Raw genomic sequence first — 22,154 nt, 5'->3', positions numbered from 1 at the left:
CGATGATACCAACGCCCCCATGCCGCAACTCCCCGATGCGCTACGCGCCCACGTGGACAAATACTTCCTGCGTTCCCGGCACATTTTAAAGGCCGAGGGCGTCGATCCCGTCGTGACCATGCAGGTCTTTTTCCGGGACGGCCCGGGCGTCTTCGCCGGCATCGACGAGGCCGCGGCACTCCTTCGCGACACATCGGACCTGGCCGCGCACGGCGGCACGCTCCACTCCCTGCCCGAAGGCGCGCCCTACGCGCCGCTCGAGCCGGTCATGCACATCGAAGGGCGGCTGACCGATTTCATCGAGCACGAGACGCTCTACCTCGGCATCATAAGCGCCGCCACGTCGCTTGCCAACGGCCTGCCCGAGCCCGGCCCCGACGCGGTCGCGGCGCGGGCGGCGGCCATCCGCGCCCTCGTGCCGGACAAGCAGCTCATGTATTTCGGCGCGCGCCACTGGCACCCGCGCAGCGAAGAGGCCTTTTGCCGCGCGGCCGTTAAGGCCGGGTTCGACGCCTGCGCCACGGACGCCGGGGCCATCGCGGCAGGGCTTGCCGCGGGCGTCGGCACCATCCCCCACGCGCTGGTTCTGGCCTTTGCCGGCACGTGCGGCCGGGAGCACGCCACACGCGAGGCCGCCCTCGCCTTCGACCGCCACACGGAAGCGGCCTGCCCGCGTGTGGCACTGGTGGATACGTTCAACCACGAGATCGACGACGCCCTGGACACGGCCCAGGCCTTGGGGGAAAAGCTCGCCGCCGTGCGCCTGGACACGGCAGGCGAAATGATCGGCCAGGGCGGTGCACCCGCCGACGGCCGGCCCTACTGGACCGGCACGGGTGTCACCGTGGCCGGCACGCTGGCCGTGCGCCGCGCCCTCGACGCCGCCGGCTTCGAAAATGTGGGCATCGTGCTGTCGAGCGGCTTCGGCAACCCGGAAAAGATCAAGGCGTTCGTGGAAGCCGAGAAGCAATACGGCCGCCTGTTCGAATCCCTCGGCATCGGAGGGCTCTTCCGCTCCTTCGCGGCCACGGCGGACATCGTGCGCGTGGGCGGGATCGACCTGGCCAAGACCGGCCGGAGCTATCGCCCCAATCCCCGCCTCGCCCGCGTCATCTGATCCTGTACTTCTCCCCCCTTTCGGGAGGTCCAGGAGGGGCAGTCGCCCCTCCTGGCCGCCGGAGGCGTTTCTTCCCTCCGCCTTCATCCCTACATCATTGCGCCGCGTCGGGCGCGCCGGAGGCCGGCTCCTGCTGCTGCTTCGCCTGGCCAGGAATCTTGAGCACCGTGCCGGGCTTTAGGTTGTCGGGATCGATGCCGGGATTGGCGGCGATGACGTCGCGCGTGCGCGCGCCCTGGCTGTTGGCCACGCGGGAGAGGACGTCGCCTTCCTTGACCGTGTATTCGCTGTACGGCCCTGCCGGGGCGGCCGCAGGCCTGCCCCAGGCCGTATCCGGGGCCTGGTTCGCGCCCTGGGGCAAGGCGATGGTCGCGTCCGCCTTGAGGTTCTTGTCCGTCAGCCCCGAGTTGGCGGCGGACAAGGCCTCCTCGGTCACGCCGTAGCGCTTGGCGATACGCGAGAGGCTGTCGCCCCTTTTCACCTTGCAGGTCGCCCCCGCGCCGGCGGCGGGCGAGGCGGCCTTGGCCTTGTCCTGGCCGGGAGCCGGGGCGATGCCCTGCTCCTTGGCCGAGACTTCGGTCAGGGGCGCGTAGAAATAGAACACGCGGCCGCTGGAGCCGTCCTTGGCCTGACGGTTGCCGATGAAGGCGTACCCGGGCCAGCTCCAGGCCGCGACCTCGGACGGCCGGCCGGAGGCGTCCTTCTTCTCGCGCACCGCGTCCGGGGGGCCGTACTTGGCTTCGAGGCTGCGCTGCATGGCCGCGGCGGAGCCCGCGCCCTCATAGTCGATCTCGGCGTGGTAGAACTTGTCCTTGTAGAAGGAATAGGTCACATGACGCACGGTCATGCCGCCGAGGTCCTTTTTCTCGCCTTTTTTCTCGTAATGGACGATGTCGCCGTCGCGTTCGGCCTGGGTGAGCCCCGGCACGCTCGCGGCCGGCGCACCCCATTTGACGTCCCGGAAATCCTCGGGTTTTTTCTGCGGGTCGGCGGCAGACGCCGGCAATGCGCCGGCAACGAACAAGGCAAGGCCTGCAAGAAAGGCGGCCAGTGGTCGCTTGGACATGATCGGATAAGCCTCCTGATGCTCTCTCCCCCCAATACCCCCGAAGGCCGCCGGGGGGCAACACCCGCCTCGCTGGCGCTTTGCCCACCTTCCTGGTAGGAGACCAGGCAGAGGCAGCCATGAGCGAATACGTGGAACATGCGCAGACCGGAACGAGCGTGGGACGGGTGGAAAAGCGGTTTTTCACCTTCGCCGCGCCGCCGGACGTCCTGACCGTGGAATCGGGCCGTACGCTCGGCCCCGTGACCCTGGCCTACGAGACCTACGGCACGCTCAATGAAACCGCATCCAACGCCGTGCTTGTGCTGCACGCCCTGACCGGCGACTCCCACGCCGCCGGTTACTACGACAAAGCCGACGCCAAGCCCGGCTGGTGGGACCTCATGATCGGCCCGGGCAAGCCCATCGACACCGAGCGCTACTACGTCATCTGCTCCAACGTCATCGGCGGCTGCATGGGCTCGACCGGCCCCTCGTCCGTGGACCCGGCCACGGGCCGCCCCTACGGGCTGTCCTTCCCGGTCATCACCATCGGCGACATGGTGCGGGCGCAAAAGCGTCTGGTGGAGCACCTGGGCGTTGCAAAACTCCTGTGCGCCATCGGCGGCTCCATGGGCGGCATGCAGGTCCTCGAATGGGCCGTGCGCTACCCGGACATGGTGCGCTCCGCCGTGCCGCTGGCCACCACCACCAAGCACTCGGCACTGGCCATCGCGTTTAACGAGGTGGCGCGCCAGGCGATCATGGCCGACCCCAAGTGGCAATGTGGCGACTACTACGACGGCGAGAACCCCGGCCACGGCCTGGCCGTGGCGCGCATGATCGGGCACATCACCTACCTCTCCGACGAATCCATGCGCCAGAAGTTCGACCGCCGGCTCCAGGACCGTTGCGAGATCTCGTTCAATTTCGAGGAAGCCGATTTCCAGGTGGAATCCTACCTGCGCTACCAGGGCCAGAAGTTCGTGGACCGCTTCGACGCCAACTCCTTCCTCTACGTGACCAAGGCCGCGGACTACTTCAACCTGGAAGCCGCGCACGGCGGTGGTTCGGCCGTGTCGGCCTTCGCCAAGGCGCGTTGCCGCTTCCTCGTGGCCTCGTTCTCCTCGGACTGGCTCTACCCGACCTACCAGTCCCGGGCCATGGTGCAGGCCATGAAGAAAAACGGCCTGGACGTGAGCTTCGTCGAAATCGAGGCGAAATGGGGCCACGACGCCTTCCTGCTCCCCAACGCCAGGCTGTCGGGCATGCTCGAGAGCTTCCTCGACCGGGCGGCCGCGGACGCGGCCAAGGAGGCCGGCCATGCGCTATGACCTGTCGCTCATCGCCTCCTGGATCGAGCCGGGCTCCAAGGTGCTGGACCTCGGCTGCGGCTCGGGCGATCTGCTGCACATCCTGTCCGTGGACAAGGACGTGCGCGGCACGGGCATCGAGGCCGAAGAGGGCAAGGTCACGCGCGGGATCGAAAAAGGCCTTTCCATCCTGCACGGCGACATCAACGAGGAAGTCCGGGACTACGCCGACGGCAGCTTCGACTACGTGATCCTGTCCCAGACGCTGCAACAGGTCTACGACCCGGCGAGCCTTATCCGCGAGATGCTGCGCGTGGGGCGTCGCGGCATCGTGAGCTTTCCCAACTTCGCCTACTACCGCATCCGGGGCCAGCTGCTCTTTCGCGGCCGCGCGCCGGTCTCGCGGGAACTCCCCTACGAGTGGTACGACACCCCCAACATCCGCGTCATCACCATCCGCGATTTCCGGCGCTTCTGCCGCAAGGAAGGCTTCGTCATCGCGCGCGAGACGGCCATCAGCACGCCGCACCACCACGAAAAGGGCATGGTCGTGAAGTTTTTTCCCAACCTGCTGGCCACCTACGGCATGTTCCTGCTGCGTCGGCGGGAAGGGTAGAGAGCCGGGGAGAAAGAGGGAAGAGGCTCCGGCGTCCAGGAGGGGCGACGGCCCCTCCTGGACCTCCCGAAAAGGAAACACCGGGCAAGTCCTGGCCGGGACGGCCGCCGGGTTACGAGGTGTGCATCTTGTAGGCCTGCTGCGCCTTCAAGGTAAGATGGGCGTGGCCGCCGTCACCAACCAGCAGATCATTGCCGGAACCGCCGACCAGCAGATCGTTGCCGGAGCCGCCGACCAGCAAATCATTGCCGGAGCCGCCGACCAGCAAATCATTGCCGGAGCCGCCGAGAAGGATGGCTTCGCTGTTGCGGATCAGGGCGCGCGTGACGTTTTGACGCAGGCCGGCAGCGGTGCGCAGCCCCGTGAGGCCGGCATGCACGTAATCCTTGCCGCCACCAACTGCAATATGGAGGGACGTGCCGACGCGGCTGCTGTCGTTGCCGCCGGAGGTGTCGATATTGGCCTGCGCGCCGCCTCCCGCGACGGCGGTGCCGATCCAGCTCGAATGGACGCTGTCGTTGCCGCTTCCGGTCCTGATGTTGGCCTGCGCCCCTCCGCCGCTGACGGCAGTGGCGATCCAGCTCGAATGAACGCTGTCGTTGCCGGCCCCGGTGTCGATGTTGACCTGTACGCTGCCCCCGGTGACCGTGGTGCCGATCCAACTCGCATCGATACTGTCGTTGCCGTCTCCTGTATCGATATTGACCTGTGCGGCGCTTCCGCCCACCGCGAGGCCGATCCAGCTCGCATGCACGGCGTCGTTGCCGTCGCCCGTGCCGATATTGACCTGTCCGCCGGCAAGACCGATGTAGGCGGCATCGATGCTGTCGTTGCCGGCCCCGGTGTCGATATTGACCTGCCCGTCGCCCACGCCGATATAACTTGCCTTTATACTATCGTTGCCTGCGCCGGTATCCAGAGTCAACGGCGAGACGGCCCCGTTCAGTGTGCCGGCTTGCAGGCTGTCGTTGCCTTCGCCCAGGGAGATGCTGCCGCCAAGGACGGTGCCTTTGACCACGACGGCGTCGTTGCCGTCGCCGCTGTCGATGTTTGCCATGACGCCGTTGCCGGCCACGATGATGGTGTCGTCGCCCGCACCGCCGCTGATGCTTTCGGCACCGGCCTCGCTCAGGTCGAAGAGGGTGTCGTCGCCTGCGCCGCCGCGCAAGGCGGACGGGGTGAGGCCGATGATGATGTCGTCGCCGTCGCTTTCCCTGCCGGGCGCATAGGCGGCGAGGTGCAGGGCGCCGCTTGCATCCTCGTTGAGGATGGCGTCGCCGTGCAGCAGGAAGGTTTGCCCTTGCGTGGCGTCATTGCCGGCAATGGTCACCATGTAGCCTGAGCGGGGTGCGCCATTGCCCGTATCCGCGGCGGCAGAACCGTATTTTTCTACGGTCACCTGCCGCCCCGAGGCTGTTGTGGCCGTGCCGACAAGAGTGGCGCCCCCCTGGGGCCGGTCGATGCCCGTTGCCACGGTTGCGTCGCTCGTCACGGATTGGGCTGCGGCGGCTGCGGTCGCGGCAAGTTGCCGGGCTTGGTCGGAAAGGACGACGGTATCGCCGGCGGCTGCGGGGGACGCGGCGTGGTCGGACTCGGCCTGCTTCGCAACGATAACGGCTGAGGCTTGTTGTTTCGCGGCTGAAGCGGATGGCTCGGATGCCGGCGCCTGGAGGGACGAAACAAACTGGAGCGCTCCTGTTGGTTCGGACACGGATTCCTCCTTCTATGCCTTCTTCATGACAGCGCAGCGGGAAGATGCAGTGCATATCAGTTTTCATGCATTACTCAATACACAAAATGCTCAAACATGACTCCGCATTCAATCAATTATACGTTCTTATTTCACCCGAGGTTGCGGCCTTCATTTTCTATATACATGCAGCCACACATTCATAGAAAACCTATCGACCAGGATCGTTCATATGTTTATGGCCATCGAATGAGAAAAGTGAACCAATACTGGCTGGTCTGGGAGAAATGAAGGTGTTCGAGAGGGGAAGCGACGCCCGGTACGCCGTGTCGCGGTGGGCAAAAAGGGCGCGACCCGCTCATGCGGCGTCGCGCCCTTGGGGCGGCGGCGCAGGCGATGCGCCGCGTGAGGCGTGCCCATCTTCCTGCAAGAAAAAGGAACCTCCTCTCGGATGCGGCTCCTCGAAACGCGCCGGGAGGGCGGTTGGGAAACGGCCCTACTCCGGTTGCGCAGCCTCCAGGTGGTTCCAGGGCGTGTCGCAAATCGGCGCGAACCCCCGGGCCTGGGCTGCGGCGTCGAGGTGGATCAGGGACGCCGGGGCGGCGTCGAGGTCCGTGTCCGTCGTGGTCTCCACACGATTGAGCACGATCAGGTAGTGCCCGCAGGTCCGGCAGGCGTGGATGCGTTCGCGGTCGCGGCCGGCCGGGAACAGCACGTCGAGCTTTTCCTGCTCGCCCTCGCCGCAGGCCACGCACTTGAGCCTGGGGAAACGCCACTGATGGCCGCACAGCGCGCAGTGGAGATAAAGCCTCCCCGATTTGGCCACGAGAAATTCCGAAGGTTCGCGCTGCTCCTTGAGCATGCCGCAGTCCGGCGGTCCGCCGCAGACCGGGCAGGACGGTTTTTGCCACAGCACGTCGTCGGCCATGGGCGAAAGCGTGCGCGCCCTGGCCCGAAGCGTCGCGGCAAGGGCTTCGCGCGCGCAAAAAACCAGCGCGCCGGGGGCGATGTCCATCTCCTGCGCCAGCGCCTCGATGTCCGCCTCGCCGCCCATGGCCAGGGCCGTCAAGAGCGGCGCGGCCAGGCGCGGCCCCATGGCCAGGGCCTGGGCCAACACGGCGGCGTCCTTGGAAAGCGGCGGGAAAAGTTCCGCCAGGCGCGGCAAAAGCAGGCTCGCGGCGCGCAGGAAATCCGCGCCCAGGTCCGCCGGGCCGACATCGGCCAGAAGCGGCGCGCCGGCGGCGAAACGGTCCGGATCGTAGAGCACGCCCACCGGGGCGTCCGGCAAGGCTTCGGCGACCTCGCGGCGAAGCCGCGCCAGGGTCGTGAAACGCGCGATGACGTCGGCCAGTTCCGCCGGCGGCGGGACATCGGGCAAGTCGGGGGACGTGAGGGTCATGTCCGGGGGAATGCGCATGGGACGTCCTTTTGTTGCGAAACGGCCGCGCGGCCGCCACTGGCAGATGGCAGCCGCGCGGCAGGGAGTCGAATCCGGTTCGTGTTCCGTTCGGGAATGGCCTTACGGGGTTGCACCAAGAAACCTGCGGCCTTCCTCTTCCTCGCTCCGGGCGCAGCCATGACGGCGGCGTCGCCCTTGCGGGAGGTCCAGGAGGGGCCGTCGCCCCTCCTGGCCGCCGGAGGCGTTTTCCTGCCCCTTTTGCCTCCCCCTCCGCTCAGCCGCGCATCCGGGTGACCGGCCGGGCCAGCATGGCCAGGAACGCCTGGCGCGACATCGGGCCCTGGGGGGCCTTTTCGGGCACGCGGCGCTCGGCGTATTCATAGTAGAGGTTGCGCGGCTCGGTGACGAGGTAGATGACGCCGAGGTAGTCCTCGTCGAGGAGTTGCGCCTTGGGGTGCGACTCCTTGACCTTGGCCAGGGTCTGCTTGGCCAGGGCCAGCATATCCGCGCGCTCGCCGAAGTTCATGGTGCCGGTGCAGCAGGTCTTCACGCATGCGGGCAGCATGCCGGCCTGCTGGCGGTCGATGCACCAGTCGCACTTGGTGAGCATGCCCGAATCCTGGTCGCGCACCGGGATGTTATAGGGGCACACGTCGTGCACTTCCTGGGCCTGGTCGATGGTGAGCTTTTTGGTCAGGTCCGTGTAGAGCACGGCCCCGGTGGCCTCGTCCTGGATGATGGCCCCGGGCACGTAGGCATCGGCCGCATCCTTGCAGGGCGGATTGATGCAATGGCGGCACTGGTCCGGAAAGAACAGCCAGACCACGCGGCCGTCGATCTTGTGCTCGGAAAAACGCACGATCTTGAAGTTAAACGGTGTGAACGTCGGCGGGTTCTGATGCGTGCCGGTCTGTTTCGTCGGCACGGCCTTGTGCTGGTGCCATTCCTTGCAGGCCACCTGGCAGCCGCGGCAGGCCGTGCAGCGGGAGGTGTCGATGAAAAAGGTCTTGGGCATGGCGCGCTCCGTATAAGTCCGGCCGGGGACCGCAAGGCCCCCGGCCGGGACGCGTGTTAGCGGTACAGTTCCGTCACCTTGTCGGCCTTGCGCACGTTGACGAGGCAGGCCTTGTACTCCGGAATCGTGGTGTTGGGATCGCCGACCGACACGGTGAGCCGGTTGGTGGCGTCGCCGACTCCGGGCGTGGTCCAGCCGAAGCAGAACGGCATGCCCACGAGGTGGACGGTCTTGCCCTGGACGGTGAGCGGGGTCATGCGCACGGTGACCATGGCGATGGCCTCGACCTTGCCGCGCAGGCTCTCGAGGACGACCGGATCGCCGTTATTGATGCCTTTCTCCTTGGCCAGCTCCTGGCTCATCTCCACGTAGAGCTGGGGTTCGGCCTCGAGCAGCGGCGGGGTGTTGCGCGTGTCGCCGCCGCCGCACCAGTGCTCGGTGAGGCTGTAGGTCGTCAGCACGATGGGATAGCGCGGGTCGCCGGGCTTGGCGAGCACGTCCATGTCGCTGTCGATGATCTTGATGCACGGGTTGTGCATCTGTTTGGAGAACGGGTTGGTCGTGACCGGGGTCTCGGCCGGCTCGTAGTGCTCGGGGAAAGGCCCGTCCACGCGGCCGGGGCCGTAGAGCTGGCCGTGGCCCTCGGTATGCATGATGAACGGGTACTTGCCCTTGGGATCGGCCATGGGCGGCCACGGGCCGTCGGGGATGTCGCCGACCCACTTGCCGTTCTCCCAGACGATGACGGTCTTGGCCGGGTTGAACGGCTTGCCGTTTAGGTCCACCGAAGCGCGGTTGTAGATGATGCGCCGGTTGACGGGCCAGGCCCAGGAGTAGTTCGGGTAGAGCCCGATCTTCGCCTGCAGGGGCGTTTGCGAGTGGTCGCGCCGTTTGGCCAGGTTGCCCGCGGGCCCGTAGCAGCCGGTGTAGAGCCAGTTCATGGACAGGGTCGAGCCGTCGTCGCGCAGGAAGGCGAAGCTCGCCACCTGCTCGCCCTTCTTGTAGCTCTTGTCGCCCACGGTGACGTCGCGGGTGTACCAGCCGTTGATCTTCTTCGCGATCAGGTCGGCGTCGTATTCCTTGTACCAGTCGAGGTTGACGATGGGTGCCGGGAAGGCGCCGCCTTCCTTCTTGTACAGGTCGATCACGCGCTTGGTGATCTCGACGACCATCCAGCCCATGGGCTTGCTGACGCCCATGGGTTCGTAGCCCTTGTAGTGCCACATGTGCCAGCGGCCGGAGTTGGACGTGGTGCCGTCCTTTTCGCCGCGCTGGCAGGAGGGCAGCAGGAAAACCTCGGTCTTGACGTTTTTCGGGTCGTAGCCCGGTTGCCGCCAGAAGGCGGCGGTCTCGGTCTCGTGCGCCTCGCCCACGACCAGCCAGTCGAGGTGGGTCAGCGCCTTGCGGATCTTGTGCGTGTTGGGCATGGACTGGGCCGGGTTGTGGCCGTAGATGAACCCGCCCTTGATCTTGTTCTTGTACATCCGGTCGAAGATGTACAGGCTCGCGTAGTCCACGCCGGGCTCGACCTTGGGCAGCCAGCCGTAGCCGAACTCGTTTTCCGCCGTGGCCGCGTCGCCGAACCAGGACTTGAGCAGGCTCGCCATGTACTTGGGCCTGTTCTGCCACCAGTTGGCGCTTTTCGGGTCGTGGCTGACCGGGGTGTTGGCCTTGTTGTAGTCCGCGAGCGTCGGCCACTTGGTGTTCGGCACCGCGTTGTAGCCGGGCAGGATGTGCCACAGGATGGCGTGGTCCGTGGAGCCCTGGACGTTGGGCTCGCCGCGCAGGGCGTTGACGCCGCCGCCGGCCACGCCGATGTTGCCTAAAAGCAGCTGGATGATGCCGGCGCAGCGGATGTTCTGCACGCCCACACTGTGCTGGGTCCAGCCCAGGGCGTACATCATGGTGCCGGCCTTGTCCGGTTTGCCCGTGGCCGTGTAGATCGAATAGACCTTTTCCAGGTTGTCCTTGGACACGCCCGTGATCGACGACACGGTGTCCATGTCGTAGCGCGCGTAGTGCTTCTTGAGCAGCTGAAAGACGCAGCGGGGGTCGGCCAGCGTCTTGTCGCGCTTCGGCACGCCGTTTTCGTCCATGGCGAAGGCCCACTTCTTCTGGTCGTAGGTCTTGGTCGCCGGGTCGAAGCCGGAGAACAGCCCGTCCTTGAAGTCGAAGCCGTCGCCCACGATGAAGGCGGCGTTGGTGTATTCCACCACGTAGTCTTTGTGGTAGCGCTCGTTTTCGATGATGTACTTCATCATGCCGCCCAGAAACGCGATGTCCGTGCCGGAACGAAGCGGCACGTGGAAATCGCTGCGGGCGGACGTGCGGGAGAACTTCGGGTCCACGTGAATGACTGTGGCCCCGGCGTCCTTGGCCTTCAGCACCCATTTGAACGAGATGGGGTGGTGCTCTGCCGCGTTGCTCCCCATGATGAGGATGGAGTTTGCGTTTTTGATGTCAATCCAATGCTGGGTCATCGCGCCGCGTCCGAACGACTCTGCCAGAGCCGGTACAGTGGGCGAGTGTCAGATACGGGCCTGATGGTCGAAATGGACGACCCCCAGGCCTCTGAGCATTTGGTGACTGACGGCGCATTCCTCGTTGTCCATCTGGGACGTGCCGAGCTGGAAGATGGATTCGACCCGGTTGACGGTCTGGCCCTTCTCGTTTTTCTCCATGAAGTCGCGGTCGCGGGTCTCCTTGACGCGCTGGGCGATGCGGGAAAGGACGAAGTCCCAGTCCTTTTCCTCCCATTTGTCGCTGCCGGGGGCCCGGTAGCGGGGCTTGAGAATGCGGTGGTGGCTCACGTGCATGGCGTGGAAGGCCGCGCCCTTGGGGCAAAGCGCGCCTTCGCTGATCGGATAGTCCGGATCGCCTTCGGAGCTTAAAAATTTGCCGTCCTTGACGAACATGAGGATGCTGCAGCCGCAGGAGCAGAAGGGACAGGTGGATTGATATTCCTTCGCCCCCTCGATGCGCAGCTTCGTGGCGTACGCCGCCGCCGGACGGGGATCGAGCCCGAGGTCCCTAAGCCCCAGGCAGGCCAGCCCGGCCCCCGTCAATTTCATGAACCCACGTCGGGAAATGCCCATACCGCCTCCTTTTTCCGGTTCCGCAAACGCCGGGCGGCCTTCCGTCCGGCGTACGAACTTATGTCTAATCAGGCACACTACTTTCCTAGAAAAGGGGTGGGGAGGGGTCAAAGGAATCCGAATTGCTTGAGCTTTGGCACTAACCGTCACGGTTTTTCCAAGAAAAATACCCCACTAGGGGCGGGTTTTTGCCCTAAAAACCTATTAAGCTATTTTAAATACAATCAAAAAATTCGACAACCCGATCGAAGTTTCCGTGTCTTTGCCGCTGCCACCGCCGGTTGACGGGCGCGGGGATTGTTGGCACGCCAAAGGCGCTTTTGCCGGCCGCCCGATTCGCCCGGGACGCGCCGGCAAGGAGTCGTCATGGAACATGTTTCCGCTTTCGCCGAGGCCGTGGACCGGCTGCGCCGCGAACGCCCCCATGTCCGGGCCTTCGTCGATCCGTTCCTCGGCTTGCTGCTGGCCCGGGAGCCGCTGGTGGCTGTGTTGCGTGGCGCGGATGCGGCGCGGCCGGCCCCGCGGCCGGACCCGGTGCGCCTGGCCCAGGGCGCGTGCCTGGAGGCGCGCGACGAGTTTCCCCTGCACGGCAGCGACCTGGAGCGCGCCTTCGAGGTGCTCCAGCCGGCCCTTGCGGCGGGTTTTCGCGACGTGCGCGGCGACCTCGCGGTCATCGCCCGCACGGCGCAGGTCCGGCAGGGATTCGTGGAGCAGGCGGCCCGGGACTGCCTGCGCGACAGGAGCCAGGGTCTGATCCGGGCGGCCAACGGCATCGGAGTGGACGCGCGCGTGCTCGTGTTCTGGATCACCGAACTGCTCGCCCCCCTGGCCATGGCCCGGGGCCGGCGTCTGGCCGGGGCGGTGGCCGAGAGTCCCTGGAACCGGGGCTATTGCCCGGTGTGCGGCTCCTGGCCGGGGCATCTCCGGCGCGACGCCTCGGGCGGCGTCATGACCTGCTCCTTTTGCGCCGCGACCTGGCGCTTTACCCGGCGGGAATGCCCGTTTTGCGAAGCCCCCGGCCCCTCGGCGCAGGTCTATGCCGTGCCGGGCTTCGACAGCGAGCGGGTCGTGGTCTGCCGGCGCTGCAACCACTACCTGGCCGAACTGGCCGACGAGGCGCTGGCCGACTACCCGCCCGAGGCGGCGGGGCTGGCCCTGGCTCCCCTGGAACTGCTCGCCCGCCAGCACGGCCACCAACCCGCCGTCATGGACTGGCGGCAGATGCCCTGGGCCTGAACCGCCTTCCAGCCGCGCCACAGACCGTCCGCTCTCCGCCCGCAGTACCGGCCGGCTTGCGGCCGGCATCCGGTGAAGACAAGACCGAATTTTTTTTCTATACTTATTTCCTGGCCATGCGGCGTCGCAGCCGTCGCGCCGCTTGCGGCCGTTCTCTTCCCCTCACCTCCGGACACGAGGAGCCTCATGCGCGAAGTCAAAACCGCCACATTGACCTACGGCGAAAAATCCCTGGAACTGCCCGTCACCGTGGGCAGCGAAGGCGAGGTCGGCATCGACGTCACCTCCCTGGAAAAGGAGGCCGGGCTGCTCTGCTTCGACCCCGGCTACGGCAATACCGGCTCCTGCCTGTCGTCGATCACCTTCGTCGACGGCGAAAAGGGCATTTTGCGCTATCGCGGCATCCCCATCGAGCAGTTGGCCGAGAAAAGTTCGTTCATCGAGACCGCGATGCTGCTGATCTTCGGCAAGCTCCCGACGGCCGAAGAACGTACGGCATTTCGCTCGCTGCTGTCCGAACACGAGCTGCTGCACGAAGGCTTGCTCCATCATTTCGACGGGTTCCCGCCGGGCGGACAGCCGATGGCCATTCTGTCTGCCGTCATCAACTCGCTCGGCAACTACCACCCCGAACTGCTCGAAATCCAGACCATGGACGACTTCATGCTGGCCGTGGGCAAGCTCGTGAGCAAGGTGCGCACCATCGCCGCCTTCAGCTACCGCAAATCCCTGGGCCTGCCCTTCATGTACCCGGACCCCAACCTCAGCTATTGCCGCAACTTCCTGCACATGATGTTCTCGGTGCCCAACCGCGACTACGAGCCCACGCAGCAGGCCGTTTCGGCGCTGTCGCTCTTTCTCGTGGTCCACGCCGACCACGAGCAGAACTGCTCCTGCTCCACGGTGCGCATGGTCGGCTCGACCCAGGCGAACCTCTTCGCCAGCGTCTCCTCGGGCATCTGCGCCCTGTGGGGGCGGCTGCACGGCGGGGCCAACGCCGCGGTCATCGACATGCTCGAACAGATCCTCGCCGGCAAGCACAGGGTCAAATCCTTCCTGGAGCTGGTCAAGCGCAAGGAACGACGGCTCATGGGCTTCGGCCACCGCGTCTACAAGAACTTCGACCCCCGGGCCAGGGTGCTCAAAAAGGCCGCCCACGACCTCGTCTTCCAGTCCGGCAAGAGCGACCCGCTCATGGACATCGCCCTGGAACTGGAGGCGGCCGCCCTTTCCGACGACTACTTCAAGAGCCGCAAGCTCTACCCCAACGTGGACTTCTATTCCGGCATCATCCTGCGGGCGCTCGGCATCCCGGTCAACATGTTCCCGGTCATGTTCGCCATCGGCCGCATGCCGGGCTGGATCGCCCACTGGCGCGAGGAAAACCGCGACCCCACCACGCGCATCCACCGGCCGCGCCAGGTCTACATCGGCCCGCCGCGCCGGGCCTACGTGCCGCTCGACCAGCGCTAGGGAAGAGAGAGGGGAAAAGGGTAAGAGAAGAGATAAAGAGGCCTCCGGCGGCCAGGAGGGACAGTGTCCCTCCTGGACCTCCCCAACGGGGGCAACGCCCTTTTGCGAAAGGCGCAGCCTATCCGTTCGGCCCGAAACGATTTATCCTATCGATTGGCCAGTAGAATTACCGCATGGTAAGGATGGAAGGTCGCGGGCGGGAGCCCAGGCGACGCCCAACCATGCAACAACTCCGCAGCCTGCTCGTCTCCCTCTGGGCCTACCGGGCCGTGCGCGCCGCCCTGGCCGTCGCCTTCATCGCGGCGGGCGTCCTCAAGCTCGCCGACGTGCGCGCCTTCGCCCTGACCATCAAAGCCTTCGCCATCCTGCCCACGGACATCGTCTACCCCGTGGCCGTGGCCCTGCCCGTGCTCGAGATCGCGGGCGGCCTCCTGCTCTTGTGCGACGCGCCCGGCGGCCTCGCCGTCATCGGCGGGCTGCTGCTGCTTTTCATCGGCGTCGTCGTCAACGCCATCCGCCAGGGACTGGACATCGACTGCGGCTGCTACGGCCCGGAAGACCCCGAGGGCCAGGTCTATCACGGCCTGTGGCCCACCTTGTGGCGCGACCTGGCCATGCTCGCCGGCGTGGCCTACTGCGCGGCCTGGAGACGCCTCCGCGGCAACGGCCGCAAAACCTCAACCCCCGGCAAGGAGCACGCATGCGCACCGTCAAACTGATCCCCACCCTGGTCGTCCTCGCTGTTTTCTGCCTGGCCCAAACGGCCCTGGCCGACAAGTTCGAAGACGAGACCGCCAAGGAGAAAGAGGCCGTCAAGCTCGTGCGCGACACGCAAAAGGGCGGCTACGGCCTGGTCTCCACCGAAGAGCTCAAGAAGTGGCTCGACTCGGGCAAGAAGATGGTCATCGTGGACACCATGCCCTACGAGGACAGCTACAAGAAGGAGCACATCCCCGGCGCTGTCAGCTTCGTCTTCCCCATCCCGGACATGGAGAAATGGGACGCCAAGGAAACCGGCGGCAAGACCGAGGCGGACTACGCCAAGCTGCTCGGCCCCGACAAGGACGCGACCATCGTGGTCTACTGCGGCTTCGTCAAATGCACGCGCAGCCACAACGGCGCGGTTTGGGCCAAAAAGCTTGGCTACAAGAACGTGGTGCGCTACCCTGGCGGCATCTTCGCCTGGAAGGGCGCCGGCTACCCTGTGGAAGCGGCGAAATAAGGGACCGGAGCACGCCTCCGGCGGCCAGGAGGGGGCTCCCCCCTCCTGGACCTCCCGATTCCGGGAAAACCGCTGGTTCGTTGCGAGTCGTACGCATGCTGTTGTTTGATTTCTTCCGTCGCAATTCCCTGCCGCGAATGCCCGCCCCCCAGGCCGCGGCGCATGCGCCCCAACCGGACCGCCCGGCCCGCGAGGAGGCCCTGGCGCAGGCCGTCGGCGAAAAAGCCTCCGCCCTTTTTTCCCACCGCAAGCTGTTGTGCGCCGAGGCCATCCTCGTCGCGGTCAACGAGAGCTTCGGTTCGCCCGTCAGCGAAGAACAGGCCGTGGGCCTCGCGGCCGGTCTGACCGCCGGGCTCGGCGACCGCGGTTGCCTGTGCGGGGCCATAGCCGGGGCCTGCCTGGCGGTGGGGGCGCTTTGCGCCAAGGGCGGCCACGCCGCCACGCGCGCGGCCGTGCGCCGCGAATCCGCCGCCATCCACGAGGCGTTCACGCGGCGCTACAAATCCGCCTGCTGCCGGGTGCTCACCAAGCCGGTCAAGGACGACAAGGCGGCCCACAGCGCGCAGTGCGCGGAGCTTACGGGCTTCGGGGCGCAGCTCGCCGTGCGCGCCGTCCTGCGCCTGCGCCCGGAACTGCTCGACTGCCCGGAAGCGGACCTCGGCGGCCAGGGCCGCCTGTGCGGCCGCATCAAGTGGCTGCTGTCCTTTTTCTGCCGTTAGACCCGCCGCAACGTACGCAGGGGGGAAGTCTCCGGCGGCAACGGGCTCACACCCTTTTGAATCCCGATACGGCTTTCACTCCGGAGCGCATCCTGCGCGTACCCCCATGCCCGGGGATCGCGGCGAACGGCGCACACGAAACCTTCCTAGAACATTCGCTTTTTCCAGTTGCCGGCATCGCCCCTTGCCCCGGCCGTCCGGCGGCGGTATTGCCGGCCGCAAGGAGCTAACCGCCATGCATCGTTGCGTCCGTTTCCCCCTGTTTCTGCTCTGCTGCCTGCTGTGGGCCAGCCAGACGCCGGCCCAGACCCTCTCCCCCGAAGCCCGGCGCGATCTGTCCGTTCTGGCCACCGTCTATCCCGGCGTACTGCGCGCCATCGAGGTCGGGCCGGGGGGACGCGCGACGGTCGTGCTCGCCGACGGCACGCGCCTGCCCTACGACGACGGCCGGGCGCGCACGCCCGAAACGTCCGTGGACGACCCCGACATCAAGACCATGCTCGCCCAACCCTATCCCCTGGGCCCGGTCACGAGCGAACCGCCGCTGTGGTTCTCGCCCGGCCGCCAGCGCGCGCAGGCGCTTTTCTTCGCCCTCTACGGCCACGACCAGGCCGCCGTGCGTGCGTCCCTGAAGCCGGTGCGCTTTTTCAACCAGTCCATCCCCTTCAACACCCGCCAGGGCGCGGCAGACGCCTTTTCGCGCGTGGCCACGCGCCTGGAGACGCTTGCCGCCGCCGATCCCGGCATCCGCAAATTCCTGCTCCCGGCCTCGGGCGGCATGGTCTGGCGCGTGATCGCCGGCACGGACAGGCTCTCGGCCCACAGCTTCGCAGCGGCCGTGGACGTGAGCCCCCGGGGCAACCCCTACTGGCGCAACCTGCCGCGCGGCAAGAACATGCTCGCCGTGCGCCGGGCCTTTCCCCAGGCCGTGGTCGCTGCGTTCGAGGCCGAGGGTTTCATCTGGGGCGGCAAGTGGGCGGAGTTCGACCTCATGCACTTCGAGTACCGGCCCGAACTGATCCTGCTGGCGCGCCTGGCGCGGGGCGAAACGCCGCCGCTGGCGTCCATCGACGGGCTGCTGCGGCCGGCGCGCTGAGCGTTTTCGCCTCGCGCACGGCGACATCGCCGGGCAGCGCTTTTGTCACGTGTGCGACATGCTGCATACTTTTTTTTAATTCATATCCTCTACTTCTCCCCCCATACCTTCGCCGTAACACCCTTGAATCACGTGAAAATTTTGGCAAACCCCATTGACGTCGCGTGCAAGGCGTGATTTACTGCGACAGGGAACACGAAATCCGGCTGGCAGATTTTTTGATCGCCGGCAACGGGTCGGCGGGCATGCCGCCAGTCGGCCCGATGCGCGCGCACGAGGGATGGAGGCGACAGGCCCGATGCGTCATGGCTGCGGGCGTGTCCTTTTTGAAAACAAAGGAGGACGTTTATGAACTTTTCCGTGGGTCTTGGCAGGGATGATGCGGAAAAACGGCTCGAGCAGAACGGCGTCTCCCGCCGCGACTTCATGAAATTCTGCGCCACGGTGGCGGCGGCCATGGGCATGGGCCCGGCGTTCGCGCCCAAGGTGGCCCAGGCCTTGACGGCCAAGCGCCGCCCCTCCGTCGTGTGGCTGCACAACGCCGAATGCACCGGCTGCACCGAAGCGGCGATCCGGACCATCAAGCCCTACATCGACGCACTGATTCTCGACACCATCTCCCTGGACTACCAGGAAACCATCATGGCCGCGGCCGGCGAAGCCGCCGAGGACGCCCTGCACAAGGCCGTGGAATCCCCGGACGGATTCTACCTGGTGGTCGAGGGCGGCCTGCCCACCATCGACGGCGGCCAGTGGGGCATGGTTTCCGGCCATCCCATGCTCGAGACCACAAAGAAGATCGCCCCCAAGGCCAAGGGCATCATCTGCATCGGCACCTGCTCCGCCTTCGGCGGCGTGCAGAAGGCCAAGCCGAATCCCAGCCAGGCCAAAGGCGTGGCCGAAGCCCTGGGCGTCAAGACCATCAACATCGCCGGCTGCCCGCCCAACCCCATCAATTTCGTCGGCGCCGTGGTCCATGTCCTCGAAAAGGGCCTCCCCGAACTCGACGACAACGGCCGGCCGAAGATCTTCTACGGCGAGCTCGTCCACGACAACTGTCCGCGGCTCAAGCATTTCGAGGCTTCCGAATTCGCTCCCTCCTTCGATTCCGAAGAGGCCAAGAAGGGCTTCTGCCTCTACGAACTCGGCTGCAAGGGTCCCGTGACCTACAACAACTGTCCGAAAGTGCTGTTTAACCAGGTGAACTGGCCCGTCCAGGCCGGCCATCCCTGCATTGGCTGCAGTGAGCCGGATTTCTGGGACACCATGACCCCCTTCTACGAGCAGGGCTAGCAAGCCCCGCTTCGTGACGGCCAGTACCCGGAACCCTTCAAACAGCAGCGAACGCTTCGTGACGGAGGAAGCACATGGCTGAGAGCAAACCCACGCCGCAATCCACCTTCACCGGACCCATCGTGGTCGACCCCATTACCCGGATCGAAGGTCACCTGCGGATCATGGTCGAAGTCGAAAACGGCAAGGTCAAGGACGCCTGGAGCTCTTCCCAGCTCTTCCGCGGCCTGGAAATCATCCTCAAGGGCCGCGACCCCCGCGACGCCCAGCACTTCACCCAGCGCGCCTGCGGCGTGTGCACCTATGTCCACGCCCTGGCCTCCACCCGCTGCGTGGACGACGCCGTCAAGGTCAACATCCCGGCCAACGCGCGCATGATGCGCAACCTGGTCATGGCCTCCCAGTACCTGCATGACCACCTCGTCCACTTCTACCACCTGCACGCCCTCGACTGGGTGGACGTGACCAACGCGCTCAAGGCCGATCCGCAGAAAGCCGCCAAGCTGGCCGCCTCCGTGGCCCCGGCCCGTCCCGGCAACTCCGCGGCGACCCTCAAGGCCGTCCAGGACAAATTGAAAGCCTTCGTCGAGTCCGGGCAGCTCGGCATCTTCACCAACGCCTACTTCCTCGGCGGGCACAAGGCCTACTACCTGCCGCCCGAGCTCGATCTCATCGCCACGGCCCACTACCTGGAAGCCCTGCACATGCAGGTCAAGGCCGCCAGCGCCATGGCCATCCTCGGCGGCAAGAACCCCCACACCCAGTTCACGGTCGTGGGCGGCTGCTCCAACTACCAGGGCCTGACCAAGGATCCCCTGGCCAACTATCTGGCGCTTACCAAGGAAGTCTGCACGTTCATCAACGAGTGCTACATCCCGGATCTGCTCGCCGTGGCCGGCTTCTACAAGGACTGGGGCGGCATCGGCGGCACCACCAACTACCTGTCCTTCGGCGAGTTCGCCACGGACGAGAGCTCGCCCGAGAAGCACATGGAGAGCTCCTACTTCCCAGCCGGCCTCATCACGGGACGCGACCTGGGCAAGGTGGACAAGGTGGACCTCGGCGCCATCTACGAGGACGTCAAGTACTCCTGGTACGCCCCCGGCGGCGACGGCAAGCACCCCTATGACGGCGTCACCGATCCCAAATACACCAAGCTCGACGACAAGGACCACTACTCCTGGATGAAGGCCCCCCGCTACAAGGGCAAGGCCATGGAAGTCGGCCCCCTGGCCCGTACGTTCGTCGCCTACGCCAAGGGACAGCCGGAATTCAAGAAGACCGTGGACATGGTCCTCGGCAAGCTGTCCGTGCCGGCCACGGCCCTGCACTCCACGCTCGGCCGCACAGCCGCCCGCGGCATCGAGACCGCCATCGTCTGCGCCAACATGGAGAAGTGGATCAAGGAAATGGCCGACAGCGGCGCCAAGGACAACACCCTGTGCGCCAAGTGGGAGATGCCCGAGGAGTCCAAGGGCGTCGGCCTTGCGGAAGCCCCCCGCGGCGCGCTGTCCCACTGGATCCGCATCAAGGGCAAGAAGATCGACAACTTCCAGCTCGTCGTGCCCTCGACCTGGAACCTCGGTCCCCGCGGCGCCCAGGGCGACAAGAGCCCGGTCGAAGAGGCGCTGATTGGCACGCCCATCGCCGATCCCAAGCGTCCGGTCGAGATCCTGCGCACGGTCCACGCGTTCGACCCCTGCATCGCCTGCGGCGTGCACGTCATCGAGCCCGAGACCAACGAGATCCTCAAGTTCCGGGTTGTCTAAACCCCGTCCCTTCGCGTAATCGGAGAACCCGGCTTCGGCCGGGTTCTCCATTTTCAGGGAGGTTTCATGCCCGATTCCCCGCAAAAAATCCTCATCCTCGGCGTCGGCAACATCCTCTACACCGACGAGGGCGTCGGTGTGCGCGCCGTGGAACAGCTGCTCGCCACCTATGATTTTTCCGACAACGTCACGCTCATGGACGGCGGCAACCTGGGGATGCGCCTCATGGAGCCGCTCATGGCCTGCGACTACTGCATCGTGCTCGACGCGGTGCTCGGCGGCGACGCGCCGGGCACGGTCTACCGCCTCACGGGCGAGGATCTGCGCAAGTCCCTGGCGTTCAAGGACTCCATGCATCAGTCCGACCTCGTGGACACGCTCATCTACTGCGAACTGGTCGGCAAGCGGCCCGATACCGTGGTCATCGGCATGGAACCCTTCGATTTCAAGAATATGGCCGTGGAGCTTTCCCCTGACGTGGCCGCGCGCGTGCCGCACATGATCGAGGTGGCGCTCGCAGAACTCGCCGCCGCCGGCGGCACGGCCACGCCCAAGTGCGCATGTAATAACGGGTAGGGAAATGCCTCCGGCGGCCAGGAGGGGCGGCGGCCCCTCCTGGACCTCCCGAAAGGGGATACCGACGCGCGTGCCCCTTGCCAATGAAGCACGACGGGAATACCAGGAGGCGACTTCGCCGAGCCGCCGTATGTCGGCGCAAGGGGAAAGCCTCCCGCCATGCCTTTGCTCACGCCCGAACCGAAACGCCGCGACTGGATTCCGGTCATCCTGCTCGCGGTCGCCGTCTTCGTCTTCAACACCACGGAATTCGCGCCCATCGCGCTTTTGAGCGACATCGCCGCGGACTTCGGGATCACCACGTCCGGGGCCGGCCTGCTCGTCACCCTCTACGCCTGGCTCGTCGCCCTGCTCTCCCTGCCGCTCATGCTCCTTTGCGCGAACATGGAGCGGCGCACGCTGCTGCGAAACGTCTTCCTCGTCTTCGTCGCCAGCCACGTCCTGTCGGGCCTCGCCGCCAACTTCCCGGTCCTCATGCTCTCGCGCGTCGGAGTCGTCTGCGCCCATGCCGTGTTCTGGGCCATCACGCCGCCCCTGGCCCTGCGCATCGCGCCGGCCGGCTACGGCGCGCGGGCGCTCGGCATCCTCTCCGCCGGCTCGGCCCTGGCCATGGTTCTCGGGTTGCCGCTCGGGCGCGTCATCGGGCTTTCCCTAGGCTGGCGCGCGACTTTCTGTGCATCGGCGGCCTGGCCCTCGTGGTCATGGCGGCGCTCCTGCGCCTGCTGCCGACGCTGCCCAGCCGCCACGCCGGCAATCTGCGCAGCCTGCCGGTCCTGCTGCGGCGGCCGGCCCTGACCGGCCTCTACATCCTGACCGCCCTGCTCGTGACCGGCCACTTCACGGCCTACACCTACATCGAGCCGTTCATCCTCAAGGTGGCCAGGGGCAGCGAGAACTTCGCCACCATGACCCTGCTCCTGTTCGGCCTTGCCGGCATCCTCGGCTGCGTCGTCTTCGCCAAGGGCAACGACCGGCATCCGACCGCCATGTACCTTGCGCCCGTCGCCCTGACCGCCACGTGCCTGCTGCTGCTCCTGTCCGCCGCCGCTTCGCCCGCTTCGCTCCTTGGCGTGTGCGTGCCCTGGGGCATGGCCATGGCGGCCTTCAACCTCGTGTTGCAGTACCGGGTGGTCCAGGCCGCGCCCGACGCCACGGACATCGCCATGGCCATGCAGTCCGGCATCTACAATGTCGGCATCGGCACGGGCGCGTTTCTCGGCGGGATGACAGCCGACGGCCTCGGCCTGCCCTTCGTCGGCATCGTTGCCGGAGTCATCGCCGGGGCGGCCAGCCTGTGGAGCGTGGTCTGCCTCAAACGATTCTAGTCAGGGGGGAGCGCCTCCGGCGGCCAAAGGGCTGCGCCCTCTGGACTCCCATTCCGGTTTTTGTCGCATCAAACGGTTCCCGGAAGGTCCTCTTTGCCCTAGGCGTAAAAAAAGCGGCCGGGAGCTTCCACTCCCAGCCGCCGCAAGCGTCTTTC

General features: G+C 66.1%; 17 protein-coding genes and 1 pseudogene. 13 read left to right on the top strand and 5 right to left on the bottom strand.

Annotated elements, in window-relative coordinates; genetic code table 11:
• Window positions 1–19 precede the first annotated feature (19 nt).
• Window positions 20–1,117, top strand: a complete 1,098-nt coding sequence (locus tag Q368_RS0111055) for a beta/alpha barrel domain-containing protein (protein WP_029459134.1) — start codon at window positions 20–22, stop codon at window positions 1,115–1,117.
• A 94-nt stretch (window positions 1,118–1,211) separates the two neighbouring features.
• Here Q368_RS0111055 and Q368_RS0111050 read toward each other — a convergent pair whose 3' ends face one another.
• A complete protein-coding gene (locus tag Q368_RS0111050; RefSeq protein WP_029459133.1) occupies window positions 1,212–2,183 on the bottom strand; it encodes a LysM peptidoglycan-binding domain-containing protein in 972 nt (323 codons plus the stop codon).
• A 119-nt stretch (window positions 2,184–2,302) separates the two neighbouring features.
• On the opposite strand from Q368_RS0111050, the gene metX reads away from it, so the two are divergent.
• Together metX and metW are read left to right on the top strand one after the other, a co-directional pair.
• A complete protein-coding gene (gene metX / locus Q368_RS0111045) occupies window positions 2,303–3,496 on the top strand; it encodes a homoserine O-acetyltransferase MetX (protein ID WP_029459132.1) in 1,194 nt (397 codons plus the stop codon).
• Window positions 3,486–4,091: a methionine biosynthesis protein MetW gene (metW, locus tag Q368_RS0111040; RefSeq protein ID WP_029459131.1), complete on the top strand. Its 606-nt coding sequence runs from the start codon at window positions 3,486–3,488 to the stop codon at window positions 4,089–4,091. The genes metX and metW overlap by 11 nt, the downstream gene beginning before the upstream one ends.
• 112 nt (window positions 4,092–4,203) lie before the next feature.
• On the opposite strand, the gene Q368_RS27280 is transcribed toward metW, so the two are convergent.
• The 4 genes from Q368_RS27280 to fdnG all read right to left on the bottom strand — a co-directional run bounded on the left by Q368_RS27280 (window position 4,204) and on the right by fdnG (window position 11,290).
• Window positions 4,204–5,802, bottom strand: a complete 1,599-nt coding sequence (locus Q368_RS27280) for a calcium-binding protein (RefSeq protein ID WP_156955689.1) — start codon at window positions 5,800–5,802, stop codon at window positions 4,204–4,206.
• A gap of 475 nt (window positions 5,803–6,277) precedes the next feature.
• Window positions 6,278–7,198 carry a formate dehydrogenase accessory protein FdhE gene (locus Q368_RS0111030; RefSeq protein ID WP_029459129.1) on the bottom strand — a complete coding sequence of 307 codons (921 nt, stop codon included), beginning with the start codon at window positions 7,196–7,198 and terminating at the stop codon, window positions 6,278–6,280.
• Between the two features lie 256 nt (window positions 7,199–7,454).
• The gene (locus Q368_RS0111025; protein ID WP_029459128.1) at window positions 7,455–8,195 is read right to left on the bottom strand and encodes a 4Fe-4S dicluster domain-containing protein; all 741 of its coding nucleotides are present in this window, start codon (window positions 8,193–8,195) and stop codon (window positions 7,455–7,457) included.
• A 56-nt stretch (window positions 8,196–8,251) separates the two neighbouring features.
• On the bottom strand, window positions 8,252–11,290 hold the full coding sequence (gene fdnG, locus Q368_RS0111020) for a formate dehydrogenase-N subunit alpha (RefSeq protein WP_156955688.1): 3,039 nt from the start codon (window positions 11,288–11,290) through the stop codon (window positions 8,252–8,254).
• 366 nt (window positions 11,291–11,656) lie between these two features.
• Between fdnG and Q368_RS0111010 the strand changes: the two genes are divergently transcribed.
• From Q368_RS0111010 to Q368_RS27400, 10 genes and pseudogenes are all read left to right on the top strand, one after another.
• The gene (locus tag Q368_RS0111010) at window positions 11,657–12,526 is read left to right on the top strand and encodes a formate dehydrogenase accessory protein FdhE (protein ID WP_029459125.1); all 870 of its coding nucleotides are present in this window, start codon (window positions 11,657–11,659) and stop codon (window positions 12,524–12,526) included.
• A gap of 186 nt (window positions 12,527–12,712) precedes the next feature.
• Window positions 12,713–13,999, top strand: coding sequence for a citrate synthase (locus Q368_RS0111005; RefSeq protein WP_029459124.1), 1,287 nt, complete (start codon window positions 12,713–12,715; stop codon window positions 13,997–13,999).
• A 221-nt stretch (window positions 14,000–14,220) separates the two neighbouring features.
• Window positions 14,221–14,718, top strand: a complete 498-nt coding sequence (locus Q368_RS0111000) for a MauE/DoxX family redox-associated membrane protein (protein WP_052360113.1) — start codon at window positions 14,221–14,223, stop codon at window positions 14,716–14,718.
• Entirely contained in the window at window positions 14,700–15,221 is a 522-nt protein-coding gene (locus tag Q368_RS0110995; protein ID WP_029459122.1) for a rhodanese-like domain-containing protein, read from the top strand. Before Q368_RS0111000 ends, Q368_RS0110995 begins: the two co-directional genes overlap by 19 nt.
• A 95-nt stretch (window positions 15,222–15,316) precedes the next feature.
• Window positions 15,317–15,940: a C-GCAxxG-C-C family protein gene (locus tag Q368_RS0110990; protein WP_029459121.1), complete on the top strand. Its 624-nt coding sequence runs from the start codon at window positions 15,317–15,319 to the stop codon at window positions 15,938–15,940.
• Window positions 15,941–16,175: 235 nt separating this feature from the next.
• Window positions 16,176–17,036: a M15 family metallopeptidase gene (locus Q368_RS0110985; protein WP_029459120.1), complete on the top strand. Its 861-nt coding sequence runs from the start codon at window positions 16,176–16,178 to the stop codon at window positions 17,034–17,036.
• A 348-nt stretch (window positions 17,037–17,384) separates the two neighbouring features.
• Window positions 17,385–18,329, top strand: a complete 945-nt coding sequence (locus Q368_RS0110980; protein ID WP_029459119.1) for a hydrogenase small subunit — start codon at window positions 17,385–17,387, stop codon at window positions 18,327–18,329.
• Window positions 18,330–18,403: 74 nt separating this feature from the next.
• On the top strand, window positions 18,404–20,098 hold the full coding sequence (locus tag Q368_RS0110975) for a nickel-dependent hydrogenase large subunit (protein WP_029459118.1): 1,695 nt from the start codon (window positions 18,404–18,406) through the stop codon (window positions 20,096–20,098).
• Between the two features lie 66 nt (window positions 20,099–20,164).
• Window positions 20,165–20,674, top strand: a complete 510-nt coding sequence (locus tag Q368_RS0110970; RefSeq protein WP_029459117.1) for a HyaD/HybD family hydrogenase maturation endopeptidase — start codon at window positions 20,165–20,167, stop codon at window positions 20,672–20,674.
• A 159-nt stretch (window positions 20,675–20,833) separates the two neighbouring features.
• A pseudogene (locus tag Q368_RS27400) lies at window positions 20,834–21,999 on the top strand (sugar transporter).
• Window positions 22,000–22,154 lie beyond the last annotated feature (155 nt).

The sequence above is a fragment of the Solidesulfovibrio alcoholivorans DSM 5433 genome (assembly GCF_000702665.1).
GTDB classification, from domain to species: Bacteria; Desulfobacterota; Desulfovibrionia; order Desulfovibrionales; family Desulfovibrionaceae; genus Solidesulfovibrio; species Solidesulfovibrio alcoholivorans.
Note: the sequence above shows the minus strand (reverse complement) of the source record. Positions and strands in the feature narration are given on the sequence as shown.

Coding starts and splice junctions, on each gene's coding strand:
- Q368_RS0111055 (WP_029459134.1), top strand. CDS start 20: ATGCCGCAACTCCCCGATGCGCTACGCGCCCACGTGGACAAATACTTC.
- Q368_RS0111050 (WP_029459133.1), bottom strand. CDS start 2,183: ATGTCCAAGCGACCACTGGCCGCCTTTCTTGCAGGCCTTGCCTTGTTC.
- metX (WP_029459132.1), top strand. CDS start 2,303: ATGAGCGAATACGTGGAACATGCGCAGACCGGAACGAGCGTGGGACGG.
- metW (WP_029459131.1), top strand. CDS start 3,486: ATGCGCTATGACCTGTCGCTCATCGCCTCCTGGATCGAGCCGGGCTCC.
- Q368_RS0111030 (WP_029459129.1), bottom strand. CDS start 7,198: ATGCGCATTCCCCCGGACATGACCCTCACGTCCCCCGACTTGCCCGAT.
- Q368_RS0111025 (WP_029459128.1), bottom strand. CDS start 8,195: ATGCCCAAGACCTTTTTCATCGACACCTCCCGCTGCACGGCCTGCCGC.
- Q368_RS0111010 (WP_029459125.1), top strand. CDS start 11,657: ATGGAACATGTTTCCGCTTTCGCCGAGGCCGTGGACCGGCTGCGCCGC.
- Q368_RS0111005 (WP_029459124.1), top strand. CDS start 12,713: ATGCGCGAAGTCAAAACCGCCACATTGACCTACGGCGAAAAATCCCTG.
- Q368_RS0111000 (WP_052360113.1), top strand. CDS start 14,221: ATGCAACAACTCCGCAGCCTGCTCGTCTCCCTCTGGGCCTACCGGGCC.
- Q368_RS0110995 (WP_029459122.1), top strand. CDS start 14,700: ATGCGCACCGTCAAACTGATCCCCACCCTGGTCGTCCTCGCTGTTTTC.
- Q368_RS0110990 (WP_029459121.1), top strand. CDS start 15,317: ATGCTGTTGTTTGATTTCTTCCGTCGCAATTCCCTGCCGCGAATGCCC.
- Q368_RS0110985 (WP_029459120.1), top strand. CDS start 16,176: ATGCATCGTTGCGTCCGTTTCCCCCTGTTTCTGCTCTGCTGCCTGCTG.
- Q368_RS0110980 (WP_029459119.1), top strand. CDS start 17,385: ATGAACTTTTCCGTGGGTCTTGGCAGGGATGATGCGGAAAAACGGCTC.
- Q368_RS0110975 (WP_029459118.1), top strand. CDS start 18,404: ATGGCTGAGAGCAAACCCACGCCGCAATCCACCTTCACCGGACCCATC.
- Q368_RS0110970 (WP_029459117.1), top strand. CDS start 20,165: ATGCCCGATTCCCCGCAAAAAATCCTCATCCTCGGCGTCGGCAACATC.